24 protein-coding genes are annotated in these 23,993 nt (G+C 63.4%); 12 read left to right on the top strand and 12 right to left on the bottom strand.

What is annotated here, in order from left to right; all coding sequences use genetic code 11:
• Positions 1 to 26 precede the first annotated feature (26 nt).
• The 8 genes from FJW03_RS26975 to FJW03_RS26940 all read left to right on the top strand — a co-directional run bounded on the left by FJW03_RS26975 (position 27) and on the right by FJW03_RS26940 (position 7,183).
• Entirely contained in the window at positions 27 to 1,670 is a 1,644-nt protein-coding gene (locus tag FJW03_RS26975) for a dihydroxyacetone kinase subunit DhaK (protein ID WP_140764772.1), read from the top strand.
• 72 nt (positions 1,671 to 1,742) lie between these two features.
• Positions 1,743 to 2,345: a dihydroxyacetone kinase subunit DhaL gene (gene dhaL, locus FJW03_RS26970; protein ID WP_140764775.1), complete on the top strand. Its 603-nt coding sequence runs from the start codon at positions 1,743 to 1,745 to the stop codon at positions 2,343 to 2,345.
• Complete coding sequence (gene dhaM, locus FJW03_RS26965; RefSeq protein ID WP_140606835.1) at positions 2,345 to 2,734, top strand: dihydroxyacetone kinase phosphoryl donor subunit DhaM; 390 nt, start codon at positions 2,345 to 2,347, stop codon at positions 2,732 to 2,734. Before dhaL ends, dhaM begins: the two co-directional genes overlap by 1 nt.
• A gap of 21 nt (positions 2,735 to 2,755) precedes the next feature.
• A complete protein-coding gene (locus FJW03_RS26960) occupies positions 2,756 to 3,058 on the top strand; it encodes an HPr family phosphocarrier protein (RefSeq protein WP_140764778.1) in 303 nt (100 codons plus the stop codon).
• On the top strand, positions 3,042 to 4,628 hold the full coding sequence (ptsP, locus tag FJW03_RS26955; protein ID WP_140764781.1) for a phosphoenolpyruvate--protein phosphotransferase: 1,587 nt from the start codon (positions 3,042 to 3,044) through the stop codon (positions 4,626 to 4,628). Before FJW03_RS26960 ends, ptsP begins: the two co-directional genes overlap by 17 nt.
• 11 nt (positions 4,629 to 4,639) lie before the next feature.
• Entirely contained in the window at positions 4,640 to 5,065 is a 426-nt protein-coding gene (locus tag FJW03_RS26950) for a hypothetical protein (RefSeq protein WP_140764784.1), read from the top strand.
• A 32-nt stretch (positions 5,066 to 5,097) separates the two neighbouring features.
• Positions 5,098 to 6,084: a dihydroxyacetone kinase subunit DhaK gene (gene dhaK, locus FJW03_RS26945; protein WP_140764787.1), complete on the top strand. Its 987-nt coding sequence runs from the start codon at positions 5,098 to 5,100 to the stop codon at positions 6,082 to 6,084.
• 70 nt (positions 6,085 to 6,154) lie between these two features.
• Positions 6,155 to 7,183 (top strand): nucleotidyltransferase family protein, encoded by a 1,029-nt coding sequence (locus tag FJW03_RS26940; protein ID WP_181173266.1) that lies wholly within the window; start codon positions 6,155 to 6,157, stop codon positions 7,181 to 7,183.
• Between the two features lie 50 nt (positions 7,184 to 7,233).
• Here the strand turns inward: FJW03_RS26940 and FJW03_RS26935 are convergent, their stop codons facing one another.
• From FJW03_RS26935 to FJW03_RS26925, 3 genes are read right to left on the bottom strand one after another with little or no spacing between them, the layout of a single operon-like run.
• Positions 7,234 to 8,220, bottom strand: a complete 987-nt coding sequence (locus FJW03_RS26935) for a serine kinase (protein ID WP_140764793.1) — start codon at positions 8,218 to 8,220, stop codon at positions 7,234 to 7,236.
• Positions 8,217 to 8,651 carry a lasso peptide biosynthesis B2 protein gene (locus FJW03_RS26930; protein ID WP_140764796.1) on the bottom strand — a complete coding sequence of 145 codons (435 nt, stop codon included), beginning with the start codon at positions 8,649 to 8,651 and terminating at the stop codon, positions 8,217 to 8,219. The genes FJW03_RS26935 and FJW03_RS26930 overlap by 4 nt, the downstream gene beginning before the upstream one ends.
• 16 nt (positions 8,652 to 8,667) lie before the next feature.
• Positions 8,668 to 8,952: a PqqD family protein gene (locus FJW03_RS26925; protein WP_140606827.1), complete on the bottom strand. Its 285-nt coding sequence runs from the start codon at positions 8,950 to 8,952 to the stop codon at positions 8,668 to 8,670.
• Between the two features lie 268 nt (positions 8,953 to 9,220).
• Between FJW03_RS26925 and FJW03_RS26920 the strand changes: the two genes are divergently transcribed.
• Positions 9,221 to 11,128 carry a propionyl-CoA synthetase gene (locus FJW03_RS26920; protein ID WP_140764799.1) on the top strand — a complete coding sequence of 636 codons (1,908 nt, stop codon included), beginning with the start codon at positions 9,221 to 9,223 and terminating at the stop codon, positions 11,126 to 11,128.
• A 322-nt stretch (positions 11,129 to 11,450) separates the two neighbouring features.
• Here FJW03_RS26920 and FJW03_RS30255 read toward each other — a convergent pair whose 3' ends face one another.
• From FJW03_RS30255 to FJW03_RS26905, 3 genes are all read right to left on the bottom strand, one after another.
• Positions 11,451 to 12,008, bottom strand: coding sequence for an acyltransferase (locus FJW03_RS30255; RefSeq protein WP_140764802.1), 558 nt, complete (start codon positions 12,006 to 12,008; stop codon positions 11,451 to 11,453).
• Between the two features lie 227 nt (positions 12,009 to 12,235).
• A complete protein-coding gene (locus tag FJW03_RS26910) occupies positions 12,236 to 13,489 on the bottom strand; it encodes a polysaccharide biosynthesis/export family protein (protein ID WP_181173268.1) in 1,254 nt (417 codons plus the stop codon).
• A gap of 84 nt (positions 13,490 to 13,573) precedes the next feature.
• Positions 13,574 to 14,251 (bottom strand): sugar transferase, encoded by a 678-nt coding sequence (locus FJW03_RS26905; RefSeq protein WP_140695201.1) that lies wholly within the window; start codon positions 14,249 to 14,251, stop codon positions 13,574 to 13,576.
• A 599-nt stretch (positions 14,252 to 14,850) separates the two neighbouring features.
• On the opposite strand from FJW03_RS26905, the gene FJW03_RS26900 reads away from it, so the two are divergent.
• Complete coding sequence (locus FJW03_RS26900) at positions 14,851 to 15,126, top strand: exopolysaccharide production repressor exox (RefSeq protein WP_140606822.1); 276 nt, start codon at positions 14,851 to 14,853, stop codon at positions 15,124 to 15,126.
• A 38-nt stretch (positions 15,127 to 15,164) separates the two neighbouring features.
• Here FJW03_RS26900 and FJW03_RS26895 read toward each other — a convergent pair whose 3' ends face one another.
• From FJW03_RS26895 to FJW03_RS26870, 6 genes are all read right to left on the bottom strand, one after another.
• On the bottom strand, positions 15,165 to 17,009 hold the full coding sequence (locus tag FJW03_RS26895) for an ABC transporter ATP-binding protein (protein ID WP_140764808.1): 1,845 nt from the start codon (positions 17,007 to 17,009) through the stop codon (positions 15,165 to 15,167).
• Between the two features lie 8 nt (positions 17,010 to 17,017).
• Positions 17,018 to 18,019, bottom strand: a complete 1,002-nt coding sequence (locus FJW03_RS26890) for a serine kinase (RefSeq protein ID WP_140764811.1) — start codon at positions 18,017 to 18,019, stop codon at positions 17,018 to 17,020.
• The gene (locus FJW03_RS26885) at positions 18,016 to 19,938 is read right to left on the bottom strand and encodes a lasso peptide isopeptide bond-forming cyclase (protein ID WP_140764814.1); all 1,923 of its coding nucleotides are present in this window, start codon (positions 19,936 to 19,938) and stop codon (positions 18,016 to 18,018) included. Before FJW03_RS26885 ends, FJW03_RS26890 begins: the two co-directional genes overlap by 4 nt.
• Entirely contained in the window at positions 19,935 to 20,327 is a 393-nt protein-coding gene (locus FJW03_RS26880) for a lasso peptide biosynthesis B2 protein (protein ID WP_226890474.1), read from the bottom strand. Before FJW03_RS26880 ends, FJW03_RS26885 begins: the two co-directional genes overlap by 4 nt.
• A 109-nt stretch (positions 20,328 to 20,436) precedes the next feature.
• Positions 20,437 to 20,736 (bottom strand): PqqD family protein, encoded by a 300-nt coding sequence (locus tag FJW03_RS26875; RefSeq protein ID WP_140764817.1) that lies wholly within the window; start codon positions 20,734 to 20,736, stop codon positions 20,437 to 20,439.
• 141 nt (positions 20,737 to 20,877) lie between these two features.
• Positions 20,878 to 21,030, bottom strand: a complete 153-nt coding sequence (locus tag FJW03_RS26870; RefSeq protein WP_140606816.1) for a lasso peptide — start codon at positions 21,028 to 21,030, stop codon at positions 20,878 to 20,880.
• 516 nt (positions 21,031 to 21,546) lie between these two features.
• Here FJW03_RS26870 and FJW03_RS26865 point away from each other — a divergent pair.
• On the top strand, positions 21,547 to 22,695 hold the full coding sequence (locus FJW03_RS26865) for a nucleotidyltransferase family protein (protein ID WP_140764820.1): 1,149 nt from the start codon (positions 21,547 to 21,549) through the stop codon (positions 22,693 to 22,695).
• 46 nt (positions 22,696 to 22,741) lie between these two features.
• Positions 22,742 to 23,764, top strand: coding sequence for a glycosyltransferase family 2 protein (locus FJW03_RS26860; RefSeq protein WP_140764823.1), 1,023 nt, complete (start codon positions 22,742 to 22,744; stop codon positions 23,762 to 23,764).
• The last annotated feature ends 229 nt before the right edge of the window (positions 23,765 to 23,993 follow it).

The raw sequence follows: 23,993 nt of genomic DNA, 5'->3' as shown, positions 1-23,993 counted from the left end.
ACGATTGCGAATACGGGACGAATTCGATGAAGCACTTTTTCAACCGCAGGGAAACGATCGTCACCGAGGCGCTGGACGGCCTGTTGCGTACCATCGGCTCGGGCGACCTCGCACGCCTCGACGGCTACCCCGAGATCAAAGTCGTCCTGCGCGCCGGCTGGGACAAGACGAAGGTCAGCGTCATCTCCGGCGGCGGTGCCGGACACGAGCCATCGCACGCCGGCTTTGTCGGCAAGGGCATGCTGACGGCCGCGGTCTCGGGCGAGATCTTTGCCTCGCCGAGCGTTGAAGCGGTGCTGGCGGCCATCCGCGCAGTCACCGGCCCGGCCGGCTGCCTGCTGATCGTCAAGAACTATACCGGCGACCGTCTCAATTTCGGCCTGGCCGCCGAGAAGGCGCGCGCCGAAGGTTTTGCCGTCGAGATGGTGATCGTCGCCGACGATATCGCGCTGCCCGACATCGCCCAGCCGCGCGGCGTCGCCGGCACGCTGTTCGTGCACAAGATTTCGGGCCATCTGTCGGAGGCCGGCCATGATCTGGCTGCGATCGCGGCAGCGGCACGCGCGGCCGCGAAGGACATCGTCTCGCTCGGCATGTCGCTGTCGTCCTGCTCCATCCCCGGTCAACCGCATGAAGACAGGTTCGGCGAAAACGACGGCGAGCTCGGTCTCGGCATCCATGGCGAGCCGGGTGTCGAACGCATCGCGGTGCAGAGCGCCGACAGGCTGGTGGCAATCATGGCGGAGCCCCTCGCGGCGCGGCTCGACCCCAGTGCTCCCCATGCCTTGCTGATCAACAATCTCGGCTCGGTGCCGCCGCTTGAAATGTCGCTGATCGCCAATGCGGTGCTTGCCTCGCCGCTCGGTAAGTCCATCAAGCTGGCAATCGGCCCCGGCCCGCTGATGACGGCCCTCAACATGAACGGCTTCTCGCTGTCGCTGATACGGCTTGACGCGGCCCGCGAGGCCGCCCTGCTGGCGTCGGTAGGCCCGCACGCCTGGATGCCGGCAAAGCCGGTCGCCGCACCTGCTGTCGTGCCGATGGCGAAAGCATCCGGACAGAGTGCGACGCACCTGCCCAGCCAGGACGCCGGCACAAAGCGCCTGATCGTTGCGGTCTGCGAAAGGCTGATCTCGCTCGAAGCGACATTGAACGGGCTGGATGCCAAGGCGGGCGACGGCGACACCGGCTCGACCGTGGCGACCGGCGCGCGCAGTGTGCTTGAGCGGCTTGATAGGCTGCCGCTCGCCAACCCCGCGGCGACGCTCGGCGCGGTGGGCGACATTTTGAGCGCATCGATGGGCGGCTCCAGCGGCGTGCTGCTGTCGATCTTCTTCACGGCGGTGGCGCAGGCCCTCGAAGGCGGCGCTGACATAGCCAAGGCGCTGCTTGCCGGGCTCGAGCGGATGAGCTTCTATGGCGGCGCCAAACCGGGCGACCGCACCATGGTCGATGCCCTGGAGCCGGCGCTCAAGGCGCTCGACGGCAGCGGGCTTGGAAGCGCGGCGGCAGCGGCCCGGCGCGGTGCCGAGGCCACGGCGGCCATGGAAAAGGCGAAGGCCGGACGGTCCGCCTATATCGGGACCAAGTTGCAAGGCGTGGTCGACCCCGGCGCTCAGGCCGTGGCCGAGGCGTTCGCGGCCGCCGCCACGCTGCTTGTCACGGCCTGATGCATGCTCCAGTTGTCGAATGACCGTTCTTTCGCTACTGCGGGCAAGGCGCAAACCGGGAATTTGGCCGATATGACGGCATTGAACCTTGCCAGGCTGGTCGCGGCCGCCGCGGATGCGATTGCCGCCCACGCCGAGGAATTGACGGCGCTCGACCAGGCGATCGGCGACGGCGACCACGGGCTGAATATGAAACGCGGCTTCGAGGCCGTGCGGGCCGAGGCCGATGTGTTCGCGGCCAAGCCGCTGCCCGACGCGCTGAAGGCGATCGGCACCAAGCTGGTGATGACAGTGGGCGGGGCCTCCGGCCCGCTCTTCGGCACATTGTTCATGGCGCTCGGCAAGGAGATTTCGGCCGACTCCGATCGCGCCAATTTGACGGTGGCCTTCGGCAAGGCGATCGAGGCGGTGGCCGCGCGCGGCAAATCTCAAGTTGGCCAGAAAACCATGCTCGATGTGCTGCAGCCGGTGCATCAGGCCTTGGCCGAGGGAAAGACGGCGGCGGAAATAGCCGACATCGCCGACATCGCCGCCAAGGCGACCGTACCTATGAAAGCGTTGCGCGGCCGCGCCTCGTTCCTCGGCGACCGCTCGATCGGCCATATGGATGCCGGCGCGCGCTCGACCGCGCTGCTGGTGCGTACGGTGGCGGAAACCATCGGGGAGGTTGCCTGATGAGCAATGTCGGGATCGTGATCGTGTCGCATTCGCCGCTGGTCGCGGAGGGCACGGCCGACATGGTACGCCAGATGGTGGGCGACGAAGTGCCGCTTGCATGGTGCGGCGGAAACGGCCATGGCGGGCTCGGCACCAATGTCGAGGCGATCATGGGCGCCATCGACAAAGCCTGGTCGGAAGCCGGCGTCGCCATTCTCGTCGATCTCGGCGGCGCCGAGACCAACAGTGAAATGGCGGTCGAGATGATCGGCGAGCCGCGTGCGCACAAGATCGTCGTCTGCAACGCACCGATCGTCGAGGGGGCGGTGATGGCCGCGACCGAGGCATCCGGCGGCGCCTCGCTGAAAGAGGTGGTGGCGACGGCGCATGAATTGTCGCCGTCGTGAGTGAACAGGAACGTTGAACATATGTCCGCAGCCGCCGAAGCGACCGTCCTGATCACCCATGCGGTGGGTCTGCATGCGCGCCCTTCGGTGAAGTTCACCAAGCTGGCCAAGACCTTTGCCGCCGATGTCGAGATCGCGCTTGCCGCCAACGGGCCGTGGTTCGACGCCAAGAGCATCGTCAAGGTGATGGCGGCCAAGGCGCCGAAGGGCACGTTGCTGCACATCAGGGCCAGGGGTGATGGCGCCATCGATGCCGTCGATGCGCTGGTCGATCTGGTGCGGCGCGACTTCGACGAAGGCGCGGACCATGCCCGCACCGCTTAGGCTCCAAGGCATTTCCGCCTCGGCCGGCTATGCCGAGGGGCCGCTGTTCGACCTCGACCGGCCATCGGCCGTCTACGCAAGCAAAGCCACTGCGGCGGAAGAGAAGGCGTCGCTGACAGCCGCGATCGATAAGGCGGTGAAACGGCTTGCCGCCATGATCGAAGCCGCAGACAGCGATGCCGCCGGCATACTCGAATTCCACATCGCCATGCTGGAGGACGACGCGCTGAGCGAACCGGCCTTCGCGTCGATCGTTTCCGGACGGACCGCCGACACGGCCTGGCGGCAGGCACTCGATAGCGAGATCGCCAGCTACGAAGCCTCCGACCAGGGCTATTTCCGCGCCCGCGCCGCGGACCTGCGCGATATCAGGGACCAGGTGCTGCGTGCCCTGACCGAGGACGGAGGCCGCGCCGCGCCTTCGGGCGCCATCCTGTTCGGCGACGACATCGCCCCGACGCGTTTTCTCGAAACCGACTGGACGCACGGCGGCGGCATCGCGCTGAAGGCGGGCAGCACCGCCAGCCATGTCGCCATGCTGGCGCGATCGCGCGGCGTGCCGATGGTGGTTGGGCTGCGCCAATTGGAGGCCAATCTGGCAGGCCTCGCTCTGCTCGACGCCGAGCACGGCAGCATCGTGCTGGCGCCCTCGCCGGCGGAGGTCGCCTCCTTCCGGCAATTGTCCTCTTCCTTCACGATTCGCGAAGGCAAGGCACGGACCTTCCTGGCACGGCCGGCGGTAACCAAGGACGGGACGGCGGTGCGCGTGCAGGTCAACATCGCCGGCCCATCCGATGTCGACGCCATCGACATCGCGACCTGTGACGGTGTCGGACTGATGCGCACCGAATTCCTGTTCGGCAAGACCTTGCCGGATGAGGCGACGCAATACCGCGCCTACCGCAAGGTGCTGGAATGGGCCGGGGAAAAACCTGTGACGATCCGCACCGTCGATGCCGGCGGCGACAAGCCGGTGCCGGGCTTCACCGTCGAGGAAGGCAATCCGTTCCTTGGCCTGCGCGGGATCAGGCTGTCGCTGGCGCGGCTCGACATATTCCGTGTTCAAATCAGGGCATTGCTGCGCGCCGCGCCGCACGGCAATCTCAGGGTCATGTTTCCGATGATCGCCATGGCCGAGGAGTATGAACGCGCGGCTGCCTTGTTCGCCGAAGAACAGGCGGCGCTTGCCGCGCGCGGCGTCACGCAGCAGATACCGCCGCTCGGCATCATGGTCGAAGTGCCGTCGGTGGCGATTGCGCCGGAGGCCTTTGCCGGCGTCGCCTTCTTCTCGATCGGCTCCAACGACCTGACCCAATATGTTATGGCGGCGGCGCGCGACAATGCAGCGGTCGCGCATCTCAATTCCGTTCGTCATCCTGCCGTCCTGCGGCTGATCGGCTCTGTCACGGCCTTCGGACGGGAAAACGGCATTCCCGTCAGCCTGTGCGGCGATGCCGGTGGCGATCCGGCGTCGATCCCATCGCTGCTGGAAGCCGGCCTGCGCGACCTTTCCGTCGCGCCGGCGCAACTCGCCATGGCCAAGGCGGCCATATCGGACATTTCGGTCTAGGCGCGGCTGGCATGGTCGACAACACACCCGAACCCGGTTCCGAAGAGGCGATCCGCGCCTACAAGACAATCCTGTCGCAGGTCATCGACCAGCGCCCGTCCGGCATGCGCCAGCGCCTTGCCGACGCGCTTGGCAAGCACCGCAGCTTCGTCACGCAGATTTCGAGCCCGGCCTATTCGGTCCCCATCCCCTCAAAGCATCTGCCTTCGATCTTTTCCGTCTGCCATTTCAGCCCAGCCGAGCGCGATCAGTTCCTTGCCGCCTACCATCAGGCACATCCGGGAAAGATGTCGATCGCGGCGGGCATGCGCAAGACACGGCATGTGTCGCTCGTCGTGCCCGATTTCGGCGACGACAAGCAGAACGCGGCGCTCGACCGGGCGATCAACGAATTCATCCAGAAGATCACCAGCATCGCCGGCAAGGGCGGCGGCTGACCGTTTCTTGCCGGGCTGTTTGGGAGGACGCCATGAAGAAATTTATGAACGCGGTGGACACGGTGCTGACCGAGAGCCTCGACGGTTTCGCGGCCGCCCATGCCGATATACTGGTGCTTGGCGAGGAGCACAAATTCATCCGCCGTCGGAGCTTGCGGCCAGGCAAGGTGGCGCTGATCTCCGGAGGTGGCTCGGGCCACGAGCCGCTGCATGGCGGCTTTGTCGGCCATGGCATGCTGGATGCCGCCTGCCCCGGCCAGGTGTTCACCTCGCCGACGCCGGACCAGATGCTGGCGGCGGCGCAGGCCGTCGACACCAGCGCCGGCTGCCTATTCATCGTCAAGAATTATGAGGGCGACGTGATGAACTTCGACATGGCGGCCGAAATGTCGGAAGGCGTCCTGCAGGTGGTGACCAATGACGACGTGGCCGTCGAGAATTCATCCTACACGACCGGCCGGCGCGGCGTCGCCGGCACGCTGGTGGTGGAAAAGATCGTCGGCGCGGCCGCCGAGCATGGCCTGGCCCTCCCGGTGCTGAAGACGCTGGGCGAGCGCGTCAATGCCGCGACCCGCTCGATGGGCGTGGCGCTCACCAGTGGCACGGTGCCGGCCGCGGGCAAGCCGACCTTCGACATCGGCGATGGCGAGATGGAGTTCGGCGTCGGCATCCATGGCGAGCCCGGCCGGCGACGCGACAAGTTGAAAAGCGCCGATGCGATCGCCGAGGAAATCTGCGCCGCTATTCTGGGCGATCTCGGCGACAGGGGCAAAGGTCCGGCGCTGCTGTTTATCAACGGCTTCGGCGGCACGCCGCTGATGGAACTCTATCTGATGTACAACAGCGCGCGCCGGATATTCGAGAGCCACGGCGTCACGATAACCCGCTCGTTGGTCGGCAGCTATGTCACCTCGCTCGACATGGCCGGCTGCTCGATCACGCTGACCATGCTCGATGATGAGATGACAGGCTGGTGGGACGCGCCCGTCCATACGGCGGCGCTGCGCTGGGGCATGTAAGACTGGCCTCAGACATGCATTTCTGCGACCATCGTGCACAACCCAATTATCTGCAATATTGTCCGGCTTGATGCTGCCACCCCTGACACCCGCCGACGAAAAACTGTTGCTGCGCTTCGCCGATCCGGAGTCCACGGCGGTCGACGATAATCTGTCGGCAAAAGCTCTGTCGGCACTGCTCGACAATGCTGAATTCCACGGCGTTCTGCCGATCATGCTGCGCAAGCTGAGGGAACGTGGCGACGTCCATTTGCCTGATGACCCTGCCTTGCAGCTGAAGCTGTCGGGGCTGCGTGATCAGGCAACGATTGCCACCGGCCAGTCGATGCTGCTGCAGTACCATGGCGACCGCATCATGAAGGGGTTGGCGGCGGAAGGCATTCCGGCGCGGATCGTCAAGGGGCCGGTCTTCGCGCGAAAACTCTACCGCAACATATCCGACCGGCCGTTCACCGACATCGACATTCTCGTCGAGCCCGGCAACCTTGCGCGGGCAAACCAGGTGATCGCGGCCAGCGGCTTCGAGCTTGGCAGCGACGAAGCCGAATCCTACCAGTTGCAGGAGTTCAAATGGCTGGAAAAGGGGAATTCCAGCCTGCTGATCGAACTGCATGGCGACCTTGTGCACGACACCGGCATGCGGCGGCGCCTGTCGCTGGGCTTCCGCGAATTGGGCACCATCGACGGCGGGGCGAAGGACACGCCGGCAGCCCTTTTGACGATCGCCATCGTGCATGCCGCCGGCGGCCACAAATTCCACCGGCTGCAGCTTTGTGTCGACGTGCTGCAAGGTGTGCGGGCGCTGGGCTCGCCCGAATCGGAAACCCGCCTGCTGGAAGCGGCGCGCACGACCGGCATCGAACTCGAACTGGCGATCGTGCTCGACGTCACCGGCCGATTGTTCGGCGAAGCCCGCGCGCTTGAACTCGCCGGGCGGATCAAGCCCGACCTCTCGATACGGCTGGCCGGGCGGCTGATCACGACCAACACGCTGCTCAGGGTGAATTCCCGGGAAAAGATCGGCTCACGCCTGCGCCGCGACGCCTTTCGCTGGATCCAGCGGCTGGCTAAGGCCAGGGCGGTTCCAGGAAAAGCGTGAAGCGTCTTCCGTTGCATCAAGACAAGAAGTCTTCCGCCGCTGAATGGCCGTCAATCGGTTGAGGTCAGCGTCGCGTTGATCAGCGCCGCCGCGTCGGCAGGGCGTGCGCCGACTTCCAGGGTGAAGGTCGGCACCGAGGAGACCAGCTTGCCGATCGTCGCCAGCCGGCGCTTCTGCAACGGCAACAGGCCGGTCATGCCGGTGCGGACATTGTCCATCGCCAGTACCACCATCGCGTCGGTCCGGGCCATGGGCACGAGCCGCGTTTCACTGTCGATGGACCGCGCCAGGTGGAAAAGGGCCGCCACCGGCCTGGCGGCCGGACTTTCGATTCGTATGATCCCGCTCAACCGCTCCAGCGAGACGGCCTTTTCGCCGTTGCGGTCCCATGACGGACCAAGGCATGGCGACACAAGCGGGATCATTTCGGCGGTCTTCTGGTGGATCTTGACGGGGCGCGGCAAACCCCAGGCCACAGGCCTGACCGAAGCGACGTTCAGGATCATGGCGTCGTCGGAGCAGAGGCCGAAGCCCTGCGTGGCCAGCGCCAGTGACGTGGTGGTCTTGCCCGTGCCGCTCGGCGCGTGGATCAGCACGACAGCGTCACGATCGGGCAGCGTCAGGCCGGCGGTGTGCAGCATATGCTGGCCGCCAGCGTCGAGCGCGGCGTCCAGCACCAGCATCGACGGTGTCCAGGCCGCTTTCGTGCCGGGGCGCACCCGGAGTTTCGCCCAGCCCTCCTCATCATTCATCGCCACAGTCTGGCGTCCTGGAAAGACGAGATGGACCGTCGAGCCATCGGCCACCATCCGGCAATAGCCGTCTTCCGGTATCTCGCCTTCAAAGACGAGCGACCCGACCGGCTCTTCCTCCAGAACGTCCGTCTCGGCAATATCGAGGCGAAAATCCGGCTCGACGGAATCTGCTACGCGCAGGCTGGCGAGCATTCTGTCGAAGTCCCGCCCCAATTCGGGCCGGTCGGCCGATATGCCGAGAACCTGGCCGTTGAGGCCGTAGCATGCAAAAAGTCTGGTCAAGCGGGACGCACCCTTGTGCCATCGGCATGGTGGCGATAGATCTCGACCATGCCGGGAAGGCTGTCACTGACAACCGGTTTGCCATCGAGGCAGACCCAGCAATGCGCCGACAAGTGCTGCGCCTTCAGCGACTTCGGATCGACGCCGAAACGCAGCTCCGGATCGAAGCCGGCAAGGCGCAGGAAACGATGGCCAAGCAGGCCCTCGCGCAGGCATCTGCGGTCGCGCATCAGCCAGGGATGGCGCACGGTGCGGTTGACGCGGGCGACGATGTAGGCGGCCGGCAGGCCGCGATAGGGTGTCGGCGAGGCGAGCGGCGCCCATTTTAGCACCTCCTCGAAACTGCGGTTGGCGATGAGGACCGGCATCAGCCGCGCGCTTGCCCAGAGATGGCAGCGAAACAAAGCACGCAGGAGCGGACCGTCGGCCATCAGGTGTGTCTCTTCATCAGGCGCCCGGGGCGGCGAGGATACCTTCCGAGACCAGATCGGTGGCCAGTGCGGCCATGTCCTCGTCGAGCGTATCCTTGCCGACCTCGAACTCCTCGCAAAGCAGGCCGACGATCTGGTCAAGGCTGCGCGCGCCATCGACCTTGTCGAGAAAGGCTTCGGTCGTACCGTTGCAGGTGTAGAGTTGGCCGCTGCGCGCCAGAAGCACGACGGCCCCATCGCCGACATGCTGGACCGAGGCGTCGTCCGCCAGCCGCAAAACCGTCCCAGAAACAATTTCCATCACCAACCCCAAAAAGCCATGCAAACCCCGAAATGAGATAGCGCGGTGATGGGGCGCTGTCTATCAGCCGGGGGAGATAGTCCATGCCGGTTTGCCTTTTGCAGGCGACCACCGGTGGCGCATGCGCTCCCCTCAATGCCGTACTTCACGACGGTGGGCGTCTCCGCTCAGGACGAGACCATCTCGGACGAAAATCGGGGAAGACATCGCCGGAAAAAACAGCATAGGCTATCACAAAGACGGCAAATCGATCCTTGGGAGGATGTGGATGGTTTCACGCTATCACGAGGTCTATGACGGCTGGAAACGCGACCCGGAAAAATTCTGGGCGGACGCGGCCGTCGCCATCGATTGGTACTCGCCCTGGGACAAGGTGTTCGATGCCACGGCCGGCGTCTACGGGCGCTGGTTCACCGGCGCGACCTGCAACACCTGCTACAACGCCATCGACCGCCATGTCGCCGGCGGACGCGCCGATCAGATCGCGCTGATCCATGACAGCGCCATCACTGGAACGGTGAAGAAATTCACCTATGCCGAGCTCAAGCGCGAAGTGGTGGCACTGACCTCGGTGCTGAAGAATCGCGGCATCGGCAAGGGCGACCGTGTCATCATCTACATGCCCATGGTGGCGGAGGCGGCCATCGCCATGCTCGCCTGCGCCCGGATCGGCGCGGTGCATTCGGTCGTCTTCGGCGGCTTTGCCTCGCATGAGCTTGCCACCCGCATCGATGACGCCAGGCCCAAGCTGATCATCTCCGCCTCCTGCGGCCTTGAGCCGGGCCGGGTCGTGGCCTACAAGCCGCTGCTCGACAGAGCGATCGAGATGTCCCGCCACAAGCCGGACGCCTGCCTGATCCTGCAGCGCGACCAGTTGCGCTGCGATCTGAAGGACCATTTCGACATCGACTACGCCGACGCCGTTGCCCGCGAGCGGGCAGCCGGCGCCAATGTCGACTGCGTGCCGGTGCTCGCCACCGATCCGCTCTACATCATCTACACGTCAGGCACGACCGGCCAGCCCAAGGGCATCGTGCGCGACAATGGCGGCCACATGGTCGCGCTGAAATGGACGATGGAGAACGAATTCGGCGTCAAGCCGGGCGAGGTGTTCTGGGCGGCGTCCGATGTCGGCTGGGTGGTCGGCCATTCCTACATCGTCTACGGACCGCTGCTGCATGGCTGCACCAGCATCCTGTTCGAAGGCAAGCCGATCGGCACGCCCGACGCTGGCACCTACTGGCGGGTCATTGCCGAACACGGCGCCGTCGCGCTGTTCACCGCGCCGACGGCCTTCCGGGCGATCAAGGGCCAGGACCCCAAGGGCGAGTTCGTTCCCAAATACGATCTGTCGAAATTCCGCACACTGTTCCTCGCCGGCGAGCGCGCCGACCCCGAAACCATCAAATGGGCGGAGCAGAAATTGAACGTGCCCGTCGTCGATCATTGGTGGCAGACGGAGACCGGATCGCCGATGACGATCAACCCGGCGGGGCTCGGCCTGCTGCCGGTGAAATACGGCTCGCCCGGCGTGCCGATGCCCGGCTACGACATCCGGGTGCTCGACGACGCCGGCCACGAAGTGCCGCGCGGCACGCTGGGCAATGTCGTGGTCAAGCTGCCATTGCCGGCCGGCTGCCTGCCGACCTTGTGGAACGCCGATGCCCGCTTCCGCCAAGCCTATCTCGACGAGTTCCCCGGCTTCTACAAGACGGCCGATGCCGGCATGATCGACGACGATGGCTACCTCTATGTGATGGCCCGCACCGACGACATCATCAATGTCGCCGGCCACCGGCTGTCGACCGGCGCCATGGAAGAGGTGCTGGCCGCCCATCCCGATGTCGCCGAATGCGCTGTCGTCGGCATTGCCGATGCCATGAAAGGCCAGGTGCCGCTCGGCTTCGTGGTGTTGAACGCCGGTGTCGCGCGCGACGGGGAAGCCATCGAGCAGGAGGTGGTCGCGCTGGTGCGCGAACGCATCGGCCCGGTCGCCGCTTTCAAGACCGTAGTGATGATCAAGCGCCTGCCCAAGACACGGTCGGGAAAGATCCTGCGCGGCACCATGCAGAAGATCGCCGACAAAGAGGAGTGGACGATGCCGGCGACCATCGACGACCCTGTCATCCTGGACGAGATCACCGCCGCGATGAAGGTGCGCGGGATCGGGATTTGAGGCTCCGCGTTGATGGCCGATGAGAGCCTACCTTGTTCGGCAGGCAGTACCTTTTTGTGTGTCGTGCACCGGCCTCTTGGCACTATCCCGCTTCATACGCGATGGCAGGCAGCCATTTTGCGTGCACGACTGCCGGCTTGATATCGAGAGCCGCCGCATGGACCCGTTTCAGGATCGCCGACAAGGAGGACCGGCTGATCTTCGATGAACTCGATTGCGCCTAGAGCGGTTCAGCGTTTGATAGAATCGTTGATCCGCTCTAACTCTTTGTTTTTACGCAATTCCGGACGGAAAACCGCTACGCACTTTTCCTGCAATTGCTCTAAAAGCGCACGTATCCCGGGGACGCCGCTATCTCGCGAATTATTCGGGCGGGATTTCCGGCAACCAGGCTGTGCGGGGGGACACTTTTGGTGACCACGGACCCGGCTCCGATCACGCTATGGTCGCCGATTTCAACTCCAGGCAGAATTATCGAATTGCGGCCGATCCACACATTGTCGCCGATCACGACGGCTTTCGTTTTGACGCCGGCGCCTTCATCGATCTCGTGATAGTTCGAATCTTGAATGACGACGCAATCGCCGACAAGGCAGTTCTTCCCGATGCTCACCGCTGTCGAAACGTCGATCATCACGCCGCTGTTTATGAATGATCTGGAGCCGATGGACAGTCTTGCATTGCCGAGAACATGGAACCAGGAACGGGATCCGAAACCCCGGAATGAAACCAAGGAACCGAGCTCGATAGCGCCCTTTCCCGCTATATGCGGCGAGACGCCGAGGACCGAAACGCGATCGGCTATTTTTATGCCCTTGGTCCGCCAAAGGAAGGTAAAGATCCTACCTTTGATAAACCTTCGGACACGATAGATATTCACGACGACACCCCCTTCCGAGCCGCATTGATCGTCATGCGGACAGAGACATCCGGCTGCCCTCCGCAGCCAGGTGAATGCAATGGAACGAACAGCCTTTGCAGGACGGCCCGCTAGAGCGGCCCGGCGTTTGATGGAATCGTTGATCCGCCCTAAGTCTTTGTTATTACGCAACTCGAGACGGAAAACCGTTACGCACTTTTCCTGGAATTGCTCGGTGCGACCAACGCCTACTGGCTGGCCAGAGGCGCCAGCTTGACCTTGATGACGTCGCCGGGCAGCACGGGCGTGTCTTCCTTCGCCGCGATCTCGCTGGTCTTGCCGTCGACGACCCGCACCAGCGCATAGAGCAGGCTGGGCTCTTCGTTGGTATCAGTGGCCGCCCTGGTGGCTGGATCGGTTGCCTGGGCGATCAGGCCCTTCTGCATGTTCACCTTCAGCGCGGCCTCATTGAGGTCGGCTTCGGTCTGCTGCCGGTTGGCGGCGAGACTCGAACTCAAGGTGTTCTGGGCATCGATGGCGTCCTGCGTCGCCTTGCTGATCGCCTGCTTGGCGGTGAGAATGGCCGTTTCGTAGTCCAGGATCTTGCCCTGCAGGTCGGTGACGGACTGCTGCGAATCCAGAAGTCGCGCGTTGGCGACCAGACCCTTCTGCGCCAGTGGACCGATGCTGGCGAGTTGCTGCTGCGCCAGGTCGACCTGCTTCTGTTGGTTGACGATCTTCTTCTGCAGGGATTCGATCTCGGCCTGCAGAACCCCTTTGAGATCGTCGAGCGCCTCGAGCTTCAGCTTAAGCGCCTTCTGGTCCGAGGTCAGGATCGTCATCTCGTCGGCGACGATGGCCGGCAGCCGCGGATCGCCCTCGACCTCTTTTGGCACGTCGAAACTCGTCTTGCCGGCCATATCGGCGTCGATGCGGGCGCGCTTGACGATCAGCCTGATGCGCTGGTCGTCAGAGATGTCGAAGCCGCCCTTGGCGGTGACCAGGTCCTTGCCGAGTTGAGGCCCGTAGTCTGTGTTGCGCCTGATGCCGCCGGCGACGCTGATCGCCTTCAGCACCGTAAGGTCGGGCACATAGGGAAACTGACCGGGGTTCTGCACCTCGCCCGAAATGTAGAATGGCCGGAACTGTGCCATTTCAACCGAGGCTTCAGGCCTGTCCGACAAAGCGAGCTTGTGCTGCAGCGCCTCGCCGATCGCTGCCGCGACTTGCGCCGTGGTCTTGCCGGCCGCCGGCAATTCGCCGACGAAAGGCACGGACAGGGTACCGGCCGGGCCGACCGTGTATTGGCCGTTGACCGACGACCAGTCGCGGAACGTACTTTCGACGGTCTGCCATTCGGCGATGCGGATGGTGAGCTTGTCTTGCGAGCCGAGGTGGTATTCGTCGGCGGCGGCCATCGGCGGAAAAGCGAGCGATGCCGCAAGGCAGGCCATAAGCAGCGAGCGGCCGCAAAACGGGCCGCTGCCAAAGGCTTCCGATATGTCTTTTTTCAACTGTGCGTTCCGATCCGTTTTAGCCCCATCGCCCGATGAGCTTGCCGCCGGATGCCTGGCACCGGTGGCCGGTCAGTAAGAGCCGCGCGACATCCAGACGGCCGGCACGGTCTTGATGATGATGCGCACGTCCCCGAACAGCGACCAGTTCTCGACATAGTGACGGTCGAACGCGACGCGGCTGTCATAGGAGACGTCGTTGCGGCCGCTGACCTGCCACAGGCCAGTCAGGCCGGGCCGGGACTTCAGATAGTACACGGCGGCGCTGCCGTAGATCTCCAGCTCGTCGCGCACCACCGGACGAGGCCCGACAAGGCTCATGTCGCCCTGAAGGATGTTGATGATCTGGGGGAGTTCATCGAGGCTGAGCTTCCTCAAGACCGCTCCGACACGGGTGACGCGCGGATCGTTCTTCAGCTTGCGGGTGGCCATCCACTCCGCGTTGGCTTCCGGATTGGTGGCGAGATAGGCGGCCAGCACCTTGTCGCCGTCCGGAACCATGGTGCGGAATTTCAGGCACGGAAAGATCCGGCCGCCGCGCCCGATTCGCCTGTGGCCGTAGAAAATCGATCCACCGTCGGAAAACTTGACCAGCAACGCTATCATGATGAACAGCGGGCTGAGCGCGATCAGGCCAGCCAGCGAACCCACAATATCAAAACTGCGTTTGATAAGGCCGCCGATCGGCGGCGGAAAATCGGTGCCAGCCTGCGAAAAGTCCGCCGTGGCCGACTTGGCAATGTCCCTCATGCCGATACTCCATGCGTTGAACGAATGGTTTATCGCACGATATCAAAAAAATGCTGCAGCGCAACACACAATTTCCCAGCCCGTTGAAATAGTCTCGTCATGAATTGACTAAATAATAAGCTTGTGCAGAAAATTTTTCAGGATGTTGAGCAAATTTGTGGCAACAAAATGGCAACTAGAAAAAATTCCGACCTTTATGGGGCGATTTTGAGGCAGGGCGTTCCCCGTGGCCTCCAACGGGGCATATTAGTGCTTTATAAAGATGCGAAGTTCCGGAGTATTAACATAAAATACTGCTTAATATTGTAGATTGTACTGAAATAGGCCTGTGGGCCTAGATCGTTTGAAATGCCTGTGTGTGCGTTGCAACACGAGCGAGTCAATCGTATCGGCTCAATCAAAAATATGTGCGGTTGCCCTTGCCGCCTCCTGCCCGCCTTAATAGAATTGCAAATTATACCTGTCAGAGTGGCGACAGGTTGAAAGGCCGGAAGCAACCGGTCGGGAGCGGGCGACTTAACAAGCCCGCATAACAAGGGACGGCGCTCGGGTAGGGCAATCGTTGGATATAACCCGAGCCGGTTTATGGGCTGTTGGGTATGTCGCTTCCAAAATTCATCATTGGGATGATTTTCGCGCTGGCAATCATCGTTGGCTGGTCCTGGATCGATAGCGCTTCGCTGGGTACGACCCTGCTGCGCGTCATCATCTGCGCCGTGATCATCCAGGCCGGCTACTTCGTCCTTGTCTATGCCATGATCGCCAGGAGCGCGCCGACGCCGGCGGACAGGCTGCGCGAGGCCGAAAGAAAGCTCAGTGCGCCGGACGTGGCTGAAAGCGAAAAGCTGGGCAGCGCACGGCGAAGCCTGCACTGATCCAGCAATATCGCCAAATCCCAGGGATATATCCGCCCTCAGGCCACATTGGCGGATTCGGGTTCCGATTGTTCTCCAGACAGCATCCTGGACAGCCGGCTCCCCGGCTTTGCCTTCAGCCGCTGATATTGCCCGACTTCCACGACACGGCCGTCCTCCATCGCCACCACCCAGTCGGCGAAGGCGATCATCGACGGCCGGTGGGCGATGGTCAGGATGGTCATCGCGCCGCGCAATCCGTCGATCGACCTGGCGATCAGCGACTGGTTCTGCCAGTCGAGCGCGCTGGTCGCCTCGTCGAGGATGAGCAGCGACGGCTTGCGCAGCAGTGCACGCGCCAGCGCGATGCGCTGGCGCTCGCCGCCGGAGAGGCGCACGCCACGGTCGCCGACCACCGTATCGAGCCTGTGGTCGAGCCGTTCGACGAATTCACCGGCGTGCGCGGCGCGCAGCGCTCTCCATAAATCGTCGTCGCTCGCCTGCGGCGCAGCGAGACGCAGGTTCTGCGCGATCGTATCGTGCAGCAGGAACACGTCCTGCGGCACATAGGCCACCTGATCGCGCCAGCGGCGGCGATTGGCGGCATCGATCTCGATGCCGTCGACGAGGATCTTGCCGGCGCTCGGCTCGAGCAGGCCGAGCAGCATGTCGGCGATCGTGCTCTTGCCGGATCCCGACGGACCGATCAGGGCGGTGACCTTGCCGGCGGGAAGGCCAAACGTGATGTCGCTCACCACCGCCTTGCCGGCGCTGTCGTCATAGAAGAAGGAGACACCGCGAATGTTCAGTCCGGTATCCAGCGACAGCTTGCCACCATCCTTGGATCCGACATGGCCCGGTTCACGCTCTGCATCGAAACGTGCCTGCAGGCTGCGCATCGCCGTATAGGCGGGCAGGTTGATCAGCACCTGCTGGGCCTGTGTCTGCATGTCCATGAAGCGCGGCGCGATGCGCATGAAGACAAGCAACAGCACGACAATCTCGGCCAGTGACAGGTTGAAGCGGACCAGCGCCACATAGATGAACAGGCTCAAGCCCACCACGCTCGCCACCTGGAACACGGCGGTACCGATCGAGCTGTTGCGCACGTAGTCGATGTTGTCGGCCTTCATCTTTTCGAGCGTTGCCTGCAACTGGGCGAAATAGCTCGCTTCGACATTCAGGCTCTTGGCCACCTTGATGCCGCCGAGGAATTCCGAGACCGTCCGGTACTGATCCTGGCGATTGGCTGTCAGAACCCTGCCGAAAGCGGTGGCGCGCGAGCGGAACGGCTGCAGCGCGACGAACATCAGGATACCGATGACCACGGCAAACAGCGTCATCACCGGCGAGATGAACACGGAGACCACGAGATAGCCGGTCAGAAGCACGGCGATCTGAACCAGCATCAGCAGCGAGAAGGCCGCCCCCTGGACGCGGTCTATGTCGCCGGTCAGGGCATGGTCGAGGTCGGAGCCGCGCATGCGCGTGAATACGCCCCAGCGCGCCTTGCCGATGCTCTCGAACAGGTTCATGCGCAAACGGTTGATGAAATCGAAGAGAAGCCTGGCCATGTAGACCGACTTGAAGCGGTTGAATGCTGCCTGCACGGCAACGAGCCCAACCAGCGCGCACAGCACCGTCGTCAGTTGCAATGTTCCGCCAGGCACCAGCCAGCGCACGACATCAATGTTCGGCAACCGCACCGCGAAATCCTGGTCGGCGCGACCGACAAGGTGGAGCAGCGGCACAAGCAGCAGGATCGAAATGCCTTCCGTCAGGCTGCCAAGGATCAGGAACAGCAGCGCCGTCCAGGTGCGCCGCCCGCCGATCTGGGCGATAACAGCTCCGAACGCGGCGATATCGCGAAACAGCGACAGGCGAAGAATTGAGGACTTCGACATGTTTGCGCTCATGGCTGCCGGCGGCCAGCCTTCGGACTCCTTGCCGCCAGGTCTGTTTCGATCAACTCCACGGCCTCGCCGATCCTGTCGAGCCCGGTCGGGACTTCCAGCCGGCAGACGCCGACATGGTTAGCAATTCCTGAACAGTGGCGAAAATGCACCGCCGCCAAGTCGCCTGACAGCGCGGCACGACCAAATCGCGTCACGTAGGAGAATTTGATGATGGCCGGCAAGGCGGCAATGCCTGGCAAAGGCGTGATCTCGGCCGTTTGGCCGCGCTCCAGAACATAGATCCTGGCCACCGGCACCGTGTCACCGGAAAAGGCGCCGTGCAGGCGATGCTGCATCTTCTCGATAGCGGGATGCACTTGCGGCCGCACCTCCGCTTGCCCGAGCGAAATCGCGGCCGCGGCGTCGGCGGCAAGCTTGATCTGCGGAAATCCCGGCACGATCATCGGCTCGTCCGGGTTGGCGAGATCGAGCGCCACGATGTCGTCGGTGAGCAGTTGGTGACCAGCCCTGATCAGCGCGCTTGCCGTCGTCGACTTGCCGGCGCCCTTGTCGCCCATGAAGACGACGCCGTTGCCGACCATGGCGATGGCGCTCGCGTGCAGCACGAGCAGGCCGCGCCGGTGCAGCAACAGCGCCATCACCGGTCCGAGCAGGGGAAACGCGAGCAGCGCGTCGTCGGCGCCGGGCGCCGGCTCGACATCGATGCGGCAGCCGTCGCTGATCAGGAAGGCGCCGACCGCATGCCAGGCCAGATATTGCCGCTCCGGCTCGAAGCGGAAGATCGTCGCGGCCTCGGGTGAAGGCTTCGGCATATCGATCGTGCCGATGGCGATCAGGACATCCGCCACCGCTGGCCCCGCCGGCTCCAGTTCGGGCAAAGCAACGTCGGACGCAACGGTCAGGCCATAGGCCCGGTAGTAACGCCGCTCTCTGACCATCCCAGCATGCGCCGGCGGATGATCAGGATATGCGGCAAGCGGCTGGTTGCGGGGCATCATGCTGGGCTCCCGCCGGGCTGGACCTGCCGCAGCCACAGCGACAGCGAAGCCGAACGCCAGACATACTGGACATCGAGCGGCGCCGCCCGATCGGGCTGGCTGAGCAGCCGCGCACAGGCGGCCTTCACCTGCGGCAGGTTGACGTAGGGCGCGATGCGGCCGGCATCCGAGACCAGCAGTTGCTCCAGGAGGTCGCGGTGGTTGCGCACCATGCCATTGACCAGATTGGCGGTGAAATCGATCTTGTCGCGCCGCCACTGGACTGCCGCCGGCAAGACGCCTTCCATGGCCCGGCGCAGCACATAGCGGCCAAAGCCGTGGCTGAGCTTCTCCTCGCCCGGCAGCGCCAGGCAGAATTCGACCAGCGGCTTGTCCCAGAACGGGTAGCGCGGCTCAATGCCGAAATTGGCCGCGGCCTTGTCGAGAACCTCGAAAGAATGCGGGACATAGCCATTTAACAGGATCCAGCGATGGCTGAGCGCGTCGCTGGCCTGGACACCGGGCGGCATATAGCCGGCCCGGTGAAACCGGTCGACAAGCTCGGTTCGTCTGGCCAGGTCCGGATTGATCAAGTCGCGCCAGCTTCGGCCGCGCGGCGTTGCGGCGGCCCCGCGTATCTTGTTCAGGGCGCGGTTCGCCAGATGTCTCAACCTGGCAATGCGCCAGGCCGGCCCGTAAATGGTCAGAAACTGGAAATAGAGAGCAAGCGTGCTGTTGCCATAGGTGTTCGAGGCGCTGCGGACCTCGCGCCAAAGGTCCAGCCATCGGCCGGTATTGGCAAGCTCGTGCAGATGGCCATGTCCCTGTGAAACGACCTCGTCGCCGCCGTGCCCGTCGAGCAGCACCTTGATGCCCTTGGCGCCCGCCGTCCGGTAGATGCCACGGGTCAGCGTCAGGCCCGGCGCCAGGAAGGTGCCTTCCTGCTCTTCCAGCACCCGTTCGAATTCAGCGAAGGGTGCGTAATTGCCGACGGGGATCAGCGTCGGGTCGGCCTTCTGCTGGTCCAGCACGGCATCGATGAAAGGACGCTCGTCCATCGACGAGCCCTTCTCGAAAATCAGCGAGAAGGTCGGCAGCTTCGGTTTCCGCTCGGCGGCGTTCTGCAGGCCTGCCACGCAGGTGATCGAGGAGGAATCGAGACCACCGCTCAGCATCGCGCCGACCGACTGGCTTCCGCGCATGCGGTTGCGCACCGATTGCGAGAACAGATGGGCGAACTCCTCCGCGGCGTCGGACCGGAGCGCGCGCGGCGATGGCTCGATCTGCCAGTACTGGCGCAGCACCACTTGCTGCGCGGTAACGGTGAGGCTGTGACGCGCCGGCAGGCTGAAGATGTCGCTGTAGGGCGTTGATTGCGGGTCGTCGGGAAGCCCGGCCAGGAAACCCGAAATCCGATGCTCGCTGAGGCGCGCACCGACCCCGTCCAGGGCAAGTATCGGCCCAATCTCGGAAGCGAAGGCAAAGCGGCGTTCGGTTGCGTGATAGTAGAATGGCTTGACCCCGAAATGGTCGCGCGCGCAAAACAACAGCCGCCGCTCGGCATCCCACACCGCGAAAGCGAAATCGCCTTGCAGATGCACCGGGCAGGCTTCGCCCCAGCGCAGATAGGCCTGCATCAGCAACACGGCGTCGGCGACCGACCTGTCCCTGACGCCGAGTCTCGCCATCAGCTCGTCGCGATTGTCCAGCCGGCAATCCGCGGTGATGGCGAGCTTGCCGCCGGCCAGGGTCAGCGGGCCTGGGCCGGATTCACCGGTGGTGTTTAACCAGGCGTGGCCAAGCGCGATGCCGGTGTCCAGCCACCACGAATTTCCGTCGGGGCCACGATGGCGCATGCGTGTCAGCATCTGCTGGATGTCGGTCGCCGCGTCCGTCGGCGCGGGTTCCTGTCGCAGCAGGATTCCGGCCACGCCGCTCATCGGCTGCCGTGATCGACCAGATGGGCGAAACCATCGACGGAGCCGCCGAGCACGACATGGTTGTCGCTGACCAGCCAGGCATGCGCCCTCAGTTGCTCGCCCGTGCCGCGTTCGATGCCTATGCGGATATGGGAAGCATTACCCTGGCGCGCGAGAATGTATTGGCCCGCAAGCGCCTGGGTAAGGCACGTTGCGCGCGGCACGAACCGCGCGGCGGCCACAACGCCCCAGGCGACGAGCCGCAACTCGCCCATGCTGGCACACTGGCGCGCGTTGAGCCGGGTCACCATGCCGCGAACACGGTTGTACGAGAACAATGTCAGCCCCAGCCGGACGGCCGCGACCACCATCAGGCAGCGGCAGAGGAAAAACGCTTCCGAACCGCTCAAGGTGAGAACCCTGGCCACCCTTCGCCCGCCGGGGCGACGGTTCGCCGGCGTGGCGCTTTTTTCCGTTGCAAGTCTTTGCCGCGAAGCCATGGCGTTTTGCGGAACCTGCCTAGACGAATGCCTCATCCTGCAGCCTCGCAAGCCCGTTTTCGGCCAGGCCCTTCAGCAATGCGTCGACGTCGGCGTTGCAGCGTTCGGCATCGACATTGTAGCGCGCAAGCACGGCGCCACGGATATCGGCGATCGACTTCGGGTCCTGGATCAGCTCCCAGATGAAAGCGCCGACGCCGTTGAGACTGTAATAGATGTTGGATTTCAGATCGAGCAGCGCGAGGCCATCGCCGAATTCGCAAGCCACGGCATCCCCAGTGGCCCTCACGCAATCGTGGTCAGATGGGTTCCAGTTCATCCTAAAACCTCGTTTGAAACACACGCTCTACGATACGCGTCGGCAGTTCAGTGCGGGAAAGTCGGGGATTTTCATCCCCGACTCCATTCATGTTCTTGGATCCTGGGAGCCCAACGTCATTCCTCCAGAACCAGACTGATCTCAGGAGAACGTCAGGTCGCCGATCGGGGTGTGCGCGGGAAACGAAACGTCAGTCGCCGTGTTGCCGCCGCCGCCCTGGGTGATCGTCTCGATCGAACCGTGCACCGTCAGGCTTGGCGTTTCGTACTCATGCCTTTCAACATTCTGTTCCATTTTGCTCTCCAATGAGGACTGGAAACGGCTTGTCGAGTGCCGTCAGCACTTGCATGCTGCAACGCAATAGCTGCATAGCAACATTTATGAGTCAAGTCTGATTTACCTGACGTTAATCAATTATGGGTTGCGGGCGTCACCATGCGTGCGGGAGATGCTCAAAATTTGACCTCTTTTGGGTTTAAGTCGAAAGCAATCGGGCACTGTGGCGTTCGGTTCATTAAGCACTTGATTTCTCTGACAGAAAACTTTGACGTTCGATGCCTTTTTAGATGTCACTAAAAAGACGGATTTTTGTTGGCCCATTCGTGGTTGATGGCGGGCTGAGGTTGCTTCGATAGGATCGGAATTTCAGCCTGTACTTCGCCACGTTCGGGTAAGCGGGTAAACGCTCTGGTTGCAAAATTCCGCGCTGCAAAGGAAGGACTTTACGGCGCCGAGGTTTTTGAGGATGCTTTGCTTCGCACTTGCAGCATACGCGTGGCGCAAATCGCTTTTTTGGAGACTGTGCGCTCAATGGCCTTGCCGGAAAGTTCCTATGAACGACTGCGCGCCGCGGATTGCGCCGACGAGATTGCCTATGTGCGGGCCTGCCTGCGCTTGTATTTCGCGGGCCCGGCCGCCTCGGCCGGCGAGGTGTCGACGCCGGGCCTTTCCGATGCCATGCTCGCCGACATTGCCAGGCTGAACAAGGTCGCGACCTTCGTCCTGAAGGTCCTGTCGCGTGCGCCGGCGGGCGAAAAGCCGGCCGAGCTCTTCGAATGGCTCGATACCTATCGCAGGCGGACGGTTTCCATGAATGCCGCCTGCCTGATGGATTCGCTGGCAATCCATGAGGCGCTTCGCGACAGGCAGATCGACTTCGTCTTTCTGAAGGGCCCATTCCAGCAGCACCTTCTTTACGGCGACCATTTCATGAAGCCTTCGGGCGATGTCGACATCCTGGTCTCCCCTGCCGGCTTCTCGAAGGCGCGCGATGCGCTGCGCTCGATCGGCTATGAAGTGTCCGGCAAATCGCGCTCCGTCTGGTGGGTTCGCTTCCTCGGCGAACAGCATATGAATCGCGGCAATGGGCCGAAATCGTCGACCGTCGACCTTCACTATCGCCTCCAGCAGCCCGGTTCGCCCAGTCCGCGTGACTCTGACGGGTTCTTGCGGCGCAAACAACTGGTCGAGATCGCCGGCACCGAAGTGCCATTCACGTCGGCCGCCGACACCCTGGTGCTGTCTTGCATCAGCGTTGCCAAGGCGCTGTTCAACCGCGAACCCTGCGCCGGCCATGTCTGCGATATCAGGGCCAGCGCCAGCCGTCTCGACGAGGCCGATCAGCGCCGTGTGCTCGATGCCGCGGCGAGCCAGGGGCTGGACGATACGCTGCTGCTCGGCCTGCGCGCCGCCGACGTGCTGCTCGGCGGTGCCGGCACGCTTTTGTCGGAGCGGGCCACGCGGGTCCTGTCGCGCATCGGCAATGAGGATCTGCTCAACATGGTCATCGCGCCGTGGCTGTCATCGCTGCGCTGGCCGCAGCGGCGAACGGTGTTGTGGGAATTGTGCGGCAGGGCTCCCGTCCGCTACCTGGCCGAGGCCGGCTGGGCAGCGTCGGCGGACATAAGCCGCCGCATCTTCGAGCGGCCGACCCGCGATGGCGGTGGCGTCGAACGTTGACACGTACAGGGCGAGGGCATCGGAACCTGTGCAAGAGGCAGAACCAATGTCGATGACGAAATCCCAAGTCTGCGTGATCATCGCGGCCAAAAACGCGGCACGCACGATCGCGGTCGCCATCGCATCCGCGTTGCGCGAGCCGGAAGTGGCGGAGGTCGTCGTCGTCGACGACGGCTCCACCGACAATACGGCTGAAGTCGCCCGCTCCGCCGACGATGGCAGCGGCCGGCTTGCGGTGATGCGCCTCGACATCAATCGCGGTCCTTCCTTCGCCCGCAACGCCGCGATCGCTGGCTCGCAAGCGCCGTTCATCAGCATTCTGGACGCCGACGACTTCTTTCTCGAGGGACGGTTCCGCAACCTGTTTGCCGTCGCCGATTGGGATTTCGCGGCGGACAACATCATGCTCATCAGGGATGACGCGACGAGCGACGCGACGAAGATCGTCGCCCCGGATTTTGCCGCCGATCCGGAATTCCTCGACTTCGAGCGCTTCGTCGAAAGCAACATCTCCAGGCGCCGCGTACAAAGAGGCGAGCTTGGTTTCTTGAAACCAGTGATCAGCCGCGCCTTCCTCGACCGGCACGGGTTGCGCTACGACGAAAGCCTGCGCCTGGGCGAGGATTATGAGCTTTACGCGCGCGCGGTCGCCCACGGAGCCCGGTTCAAGGTCATCCGTTCCTGCGGTTACGGCGCCATCGTGCGCGCCGATTCGCTCAGCGGCCGTCACAAGACGCAGGACTTGAAGCGGCTGGCCGATGCCGATCTGGCGCTGCTGGCGATCGACAGCCTGCCGGAAGGGTCCAGGGCGGTGCTGCGGCGGCACGAGCGGCACGTGCGCGACAAATACCGGTTGCGCAATTTCCTCGACGTGAAAGCCGAGCGCGGCCTGGCTTCGGCCGTGGCCTATGCTTTCGCGAGTCAATCCAACCTCGTTCCCATCGTCCAGGGCGTGGCCTGCGACAAGCTCGAGGCGCTGTTTCGTCGCGTCGGCCTTACGTCCAGGCATAAGCATGTGCCGCGGCTTCGTTTCCTGATGGCGGGAACCAGCACGGGCAAGGAGCGGTAAGACGCGGGAAACGCTTGTTCTGCCCCACCGCCGACAGACTCATCGCGCAAAGCATTTCCATCGGATTTATGAGTTTACGAATTGGGTGGTTGCCTCACGGCTTAGGGGATGGCAGTCTATGTTGCGGTGCAGCAAATAAAACGACCAGCCGAACTGGCCCCCGATCGGATTGGTCTGAAGTCCCTCTCCCCGTCGCAGGAGAAGGACGATGCGACGTTTAAACCCCGGT

This window comes from Mesorhizobium sp. B4-1-4 (assembly GCF_006439395.2).
Taxonomy (GTDB): domain Bacteria; phylum Pseudomonadota; class Alphaproteobacteria; order Rhizobiales; family Rhizobiaceae; genus Mesorhizobium.
Note: the sequence above shows the minus strand (reverse complement) of the source record. Positions and strands in the feature narration are given on the sequence as shown.